6 protein-coding genes are annotated in these 5,622 nt (G+C 33.0%); 4 read left to right on the plus strand and 2 right to left on the minus strand.

Annotated features, from left to right (window positions below; translation table 11 throughout):
* The coding region (gene hutI / locus VFS71_RS02955) for an imidazolonepropionase (protein ID WP_326399292.1) at positions 1 to 1,166 on the plus strand (1,166 nt) is incomplete at its 5' end.
* An 89-nt stretch (positions 1,167 to 1,255) separates the two neighbouring features.
* Here hutI and VFS71_RS02960 read toward each other — a convergent pair.
* On the minus strand, positions 1,256 to 2,131 hold the full coding sequence (locus tag VFS71_RS02960) for a hypothetical protein (protein WP_326399293.1): 876 nt from the start codon (positions 2,129 to 2,131) through the stop codon (positions 1,256 to 1,258).
* 87 nt (positions 2,132 to 2,218) lie between these two features.
* On the opposite strand from VFS71_RS02960, the gene VFS71_RS02965 reads away from it, so the two are divergent.
* The 3 genes from VFS71_RS02965 (at position 2,219) to VFS71_RS02975 (ending at position 5,248) form a co-directional block, all read left to right on the plus strand.
* On the plus strand, positions 2,219 to 3,259 hold the full coding sequence (locus tag VFS71_RS02965) for a formimidoylglutamase (protein ID WP_326399294.1): 1,041 nt from the start codon (positions 2,219 to 2,221) through the stop codon (positions 3,257 to 3,259).
* A 98-nt stretch (positions 3,260 to 3,357) separates the two neighbouring features.
* Complete coding sequence (locus tag VFS71_RS02970; protein ID WP_326399295.1) at positions 3,358 to 4,608, plus strand: DEAD/DEAH box helicase; 1,251 nt, start codon at positions 3,358 to 3,360, stop codon at positions 4,606 to 4,608.
* 172 nt (positions 4,609 to 4,780) lie between these two features.
* Positions 4,781 to 5,248 (plus strand): Hsp20/alpha crystallin family protein, encoded by a 468-nt coding sequence (locus tag VFS71_RS02975; RefSeq protein ID WP_326399296.1) that lies wholly within the window; start codon positions 4,781 to 4,783, stop codon positions 5,246 to 5,248.
* Between the two features lie 29 nt (positions 5,249 to 5,277).
* On the opposite strand, the gene VFS71_RS02980 is transcribed toward VFS71_RS02975, so the two are convergent.
* A partial coding sequence (locus VFS71_RS02980) for a response regulator (RefSeq protein ID WP_326399297.1) occupies positions 5,278 to 5,622 on the minus strand: 345 nt, incomplete at its 5' end.

Raw genomic sequence — 5,622 nt, forward strand, 5'->3', positions numbered from 1 at the left:
CTGAGATGGCTATTTTGCCAACAATTAAGAATGCTTTTTTACTTATCAAAGACGATTTGATTGCTGATTTTGGATCTATGGATAATTTACCTAAAATTACCGTAGACAACACTATTGATGCTACTGGGAAAATGATTCTTCCTTCTTGGTGTGACAGTCATACTCACATAGTGTATGCAGGTAATCGCGAACAAGAGTTTGTTGACCGCATAAATGGGATGACGTATGAGGAAATTGCCAATCGTGGCGGTGGAATCTTAAATTCGGCAAAAAAACTTAACGAAACATCTGAAGAAGACATTTACAATCAATCGAAAGAGCGTCTTGAAGAAGTAATACAATTGGGAACTGGAGCTGTTGAAATAAAATCGGGATATGGACTGACAGTTGAAGGAGAACTCAAAATGCTTCGCGTAATCAAGCAATTATCCCAAAACTACCCAATAGCGATAAAAGCAACTTTTCTTGGTGCTCACGCCTTCCCTACTGCATTTAAAGATAATAAAAAAGGTTATATTGATTCAATCATTCACGAAATGCTTCCAGAAATTGCCAAAAACAAATTGGCCGATTTTATTGATGTCTTTTGTGAAACAGGTTATTTTTCTGTGGAAGAGACCGAACAAATTATGGAAGCTGGAATTCAATTTGGCTTAAAACCAAAAATCCATGTCAATCAGTTCAATTCTATTGGAGGAATACAATCGGGTGTAAAATACAATGCCCTTTCGGTAGATCATCTTGAAATAATGAAACCAGATGACATAGAAACCTTAAAAAACACCGAAACAATGCCGGTAGCTTTACCCTCTTGTTCTTATTTTTTAAGCATTCCCTACACGCCTGCACGCGAAATGATTGCTGCAGGACTTCCTTTGGCTCTTGCAACCGATTATAACCCAGGCTCCACCCCATCAGGAAATATGAATTTTGTAGTTGCCACAGCTTGTATCAAAATGAAAATGACTCCCGAAGAAGCCATAAATGCTGCAACTCTAAATGGTGCCTATGCTATGGGAATTTCTAAAACACACGGAAGTATTACTAAAGGCAAAAAAGCCAATTTAATCATCACAAAAACAATACCTTCCTATTATCAATTACCATACGCTTTTGGCAGTAATCTAATCGATAAAGTAATACTTGATGGTAAAATTATTGAATAATAATTTTTAGCTTTTCAAAATATATTTCAAAAAAAAGGAACGATATTCAGATTGAATATCGTTCCTTTTTTTGAAAGAAATCCTTATTATTATCTTAAAGAGAAATTAGTTGAAGAAACCAATTGATCCTTATCGAAAACATTTACAGAATACAGTCCTTTAGCAAAATCTTTTCCAGCTAAATCCTGAGATACTTGAACAGTTTTGTTTTCATATTTCACACTAGAAACAAAGCTGTATGACAATACTTTATCTCCAAAAGTAATCGTTTTAGCATCTCCTAAAACATTATTTTTACTATCAATAACTTGTACGTAATAATCTTTATCACCTGATTTTGCTATAGAATTTTCAGCGATAGTAAAGCTAATTTTAAGTACATCTGCTCTACTTGCTTTATCAGTTGCAATTTCTTTACCTGAACTTTTTAATTTATAAGCTGCAGTTTGAAGGTTCAAAACTGATAATTTAGATCCTTTATCAACTGTTTTTGCTAATTCTTCATTTTGCCCAACTAAAACTTCATTAAATTTTTGTGCTTGACCCAAAACTACAACTGTACTATCACGTTGGTTAGTCAAAGTCACGTTTTGTTTTTTCAAACCTTCATTTTCTTTCATCAATTCACTCATGTGAGCTTGCATAGTACGAACTTGGCTTTTGTATTTTGATAAATCACCATTAGATTTTTTAAGTTCATCCATCAAATTAACGACTTTATCCCTTTCTTGAATTAACTCCTCAGACATTGAGGTATTTTCTGCAATAGCAGCATCATAAGTCGCTTTTAGATCTTGTAAATCTTTCATAACCGATTCTTTTTCAGACCCAACTTTTACAACTTCGGTATGAACAGATTCAACTTCAGAAGACATTTTAAAAATATAAACTAAGCTCCCTACTAATAAAATAGCTAAAACTGCTATAACAGCTTTTAGACTTGAATTGTTTTTTTGATTTTCCATGTTAAAATATAATTGTTTTTTACAAATTTAATAATATATATAACGCAACTTAATACAATTATATTATTTTTGGGAAATATATTTTTTATGGAAAAACTTATTACACTCAGTATTAACGACCTAGCCAAAATCACTAATCACCGAAGTGGAGAAATTAAATTTGGTGAAAAAATACTTACAATACCAAAGGACGCTGACCCCTTTGAGTTTATAAAATCAAGCGAAGCAAAATTTGTCCTATTTGGAATTCCTGAAGACATTGGAGTGAGAGCTAATTATGGAAGACCTGGAGCGGCATCAGCATGGGAAAGCGCCATTAAAAGTATAGCCAATATACAGCACAATCGTTTTTCAAAAGGTAATCAAATTATTGTCCTAGGCCATCTGAATGTAAAACAAGAAATGAAAGAAGTAGAACATCTCGATTTCAATGATATAGACGATCGATCTAAATTAAGTCATTTAGTTGAAAAAATTGACAAAGAGGTTTCTCATATAATCTGTAAAATCATACAGTGTGGCAAGATCCCAATTGTTATTGGTGGCGGGCACAACAATGCATACGGAAATATCAAAGGAGCTGCACTTGCCAAAGGAAAAGCTATAAATGCCGTAAACTTTGACGCACACTCCGATTTTAGAATTTTAGAAGGACGTCACAGCGGAAACGGTTTTTCATATGCCTTTGAAGAAGGTTTTTTAAAAAAATATTTCATATTTGGTCTTCATGAAAATTATACTTCCAAAAGTGTTTTGGACATTATAAAAAAGATTGAAGATAGAGTTCGATACAACACTTACGACAGTGTTAATATCAGAAAAGAAAAAAACTTTGGTCAAGAAATGGTTACCGCTCTTGATTTTATTAAAAATGATCCATTTGGAATCGAAATTGATTTGGATGCTATCCCGAATATTGCAAGCAGCGCGATGACTTTAAGTGGTTTTTCAATTGAAGAACTGCGACAATTTGTTTCTTTTTTTGGAAAAAATAAAAATGCAACTTATTTGCATATTTGTGAAGGAGCCCCTGACTTAGGCGAAGATAAAAACAATCATTTAATTGGGAAACTTATTGGCTATTTAGTCACTGATTTTATGAAAGCTCAAAATTCTGTTGTACTATAAATATTACTGAAATTCAAAAATAATAAGCATCAAAAATAATAACACTATCTTTGCAGCCTTATCTATGTACTTATTACAAGATATTTAATACAAAAATTATGTTATTCGAAGATTTATCACTTTCAAAAAGTATACAAAGAGCCGTATTTGAAGAAGGCTATACACAAGCAACTCCCATTCAAGAACAATCCATTCCAGTTGTATTAGCTGGAAAAGATTTGGTTGGTTGTGCACAAACAGGAACAGGAAAAACTGCCGCTTTTGCAATACCAATTATACATCAATTACACCGAATAGTAGGTTCATCAAAAAAAGCAAAAGTAATTCGCGCACTTGTAGTTACACCTACTAGGGAATTAGCTGTTCAAATTGGACAAAGTTTTGACACCTACGGTAAATACACCAACTTGACACAAATAACACTTTTTGGAGGTGTTTCTCAAAATCCACAGGTTGATGCTTTAAAAAATGGGGTTGATATCGTGATTGCTACACCAGGACGATTATTAGACCTGCACAAGCAAGGATTTATTGATTTGAATCATTTACACACCCTTGTACTCGATGAAGCCGATCAAATGCTTGATATGGGTTTTGTCAATGATGTCAAAAAAATTGTAAAGCTTACGCCAAAAAATAGACAAACACTTTTCTTTTCTGCAACGATGCCAATGGCCATTCGTGAACTGGCTGAAATGTTTCTTACAGACCCAGAAACAGTTACAGTCTCCCCTGTTTCATCAACAGCAGAAAATGTAGAACAACGTGTTTATTTTGTTGAAAAAACAGAAAAAAGAAACTTATTGTACCATTTGATAAAAAATGAAAATTTATCAAATGTTCTTGTTTTTTCAAGAACAAAACATGGGGCTGACAACGTGGTAAAAGCATTAAGAAAAAAAGATATTCCTGCCGAAGCCATACACGGGGATAAATCCCAAAATGCGAGACAACGCGTTCTTGACGCTTTCAAAAACAAAGAAGTTGGAGTCCTTGTAGCTACTGACATTGCAGCACGTGGAATTGACATCGACCAATTGCCTTTTGTAATCAATTTTGATTTACCTAATATTCCAGAAACATATGTACACCGTATTGGAAGAACGGGCCGTGCCGGAAACGGAGGTATTGCAATCTCATTTTGTAGCAAAGATGAAAAGGATTATTGGAAAGACATTCAAAAGTTAATCAAGGTAGATGTCCAGACCATAAATGATCACCCATATCCATGGCACTCTGGAAGTCCTACTGAAGCACCAACTGCTCAGAAAAACTCGAACAGAAGTGGCGGTGCACATAAATCAAGAAAATCAACGACATCAAAACAAAATAAAAAACGCTGGTACTAAGCATTTTTTATTAGACTCTGCGATTGTAAAAAAATACATTTTAACGTTACGTTAAAATGTATTTTTTTTTAGTTAACATGATAAATATCAGAACAATAAGCTCCAATTTTTATTATATTTGACATAGAATTATCGACCAAAAAATGCAATAAAAATTTCAAAAAATCAAATTATGGAAACATTAATCAAAAGAGGGGACGGAATGTTTCCCTCAGTTGTGAGCAAGTTAGTTAACCCTCTATTTGAAGATTTTTTTACTAGAGATATTTCGGATTGGGCTGAAAGAAGTATCCCTGCAATAGGAGTTAATTTACCATCAGTAAACTTAAAAGAAACTGATACAAAACTTGAAATTGAACTAGCTGCCCCTGGTTTAAAAAAAGAAGACTTTAAAATTGAAGTCGACAATAACATGCTAATCATCTCCGCTGAAAAAGAAGAAAAAAAAGAATCCAGTAAAAAAGACGAATATGTTCGAAAAGAATTCAACTACCAATCTTTTTACAGATCATTTAATCTTCCAGATTATGCAGATGAAAACAAAATAGAAGCCGTATACAAAGATGGTATTCTTGGCGTAAGTATCGCTAAAAAAAATAGCCCTAGAAAAAAAGAATTAAAAACTATCGCTATCAAATAAACAGCAAAAAAAATCAAAAGGCGTTGGTATCAAACAACGCTTTTTGTTTTTAAAATGAGACAATTAATAATTTTAAATAACTGAACTACTTCAAAAGGTTTTACAATAATATCGTTTATTCCTGCCATTATTGCTTCATCCGTAATTTCGTTTTTGTCAAAGGCCGTCAATGCAATTATAGGAGTTTCGATACCTTTCTGTCTTATTCTTCTTGACGTTTCAAATCCATTCATCAAAGGCATATTAATATCCATTAAAATAACATCAAATTCTTGATTTTCTAAAATTTCCAAAGCTTTAAAACCATCATCCACTACAACACAAGAATAATTATTCTTCTCAATGGTTTTCTTGGTAATCAATTGATTTATAGG

This window comes from Flavobacterium sp., assembly GCF_035760125.1.
Classification (GTDB): Bacteria; Bacteroidota; Bacteroidia; order Flavobacteriales; family Flavobacteriaceae; genus Flavobacterium.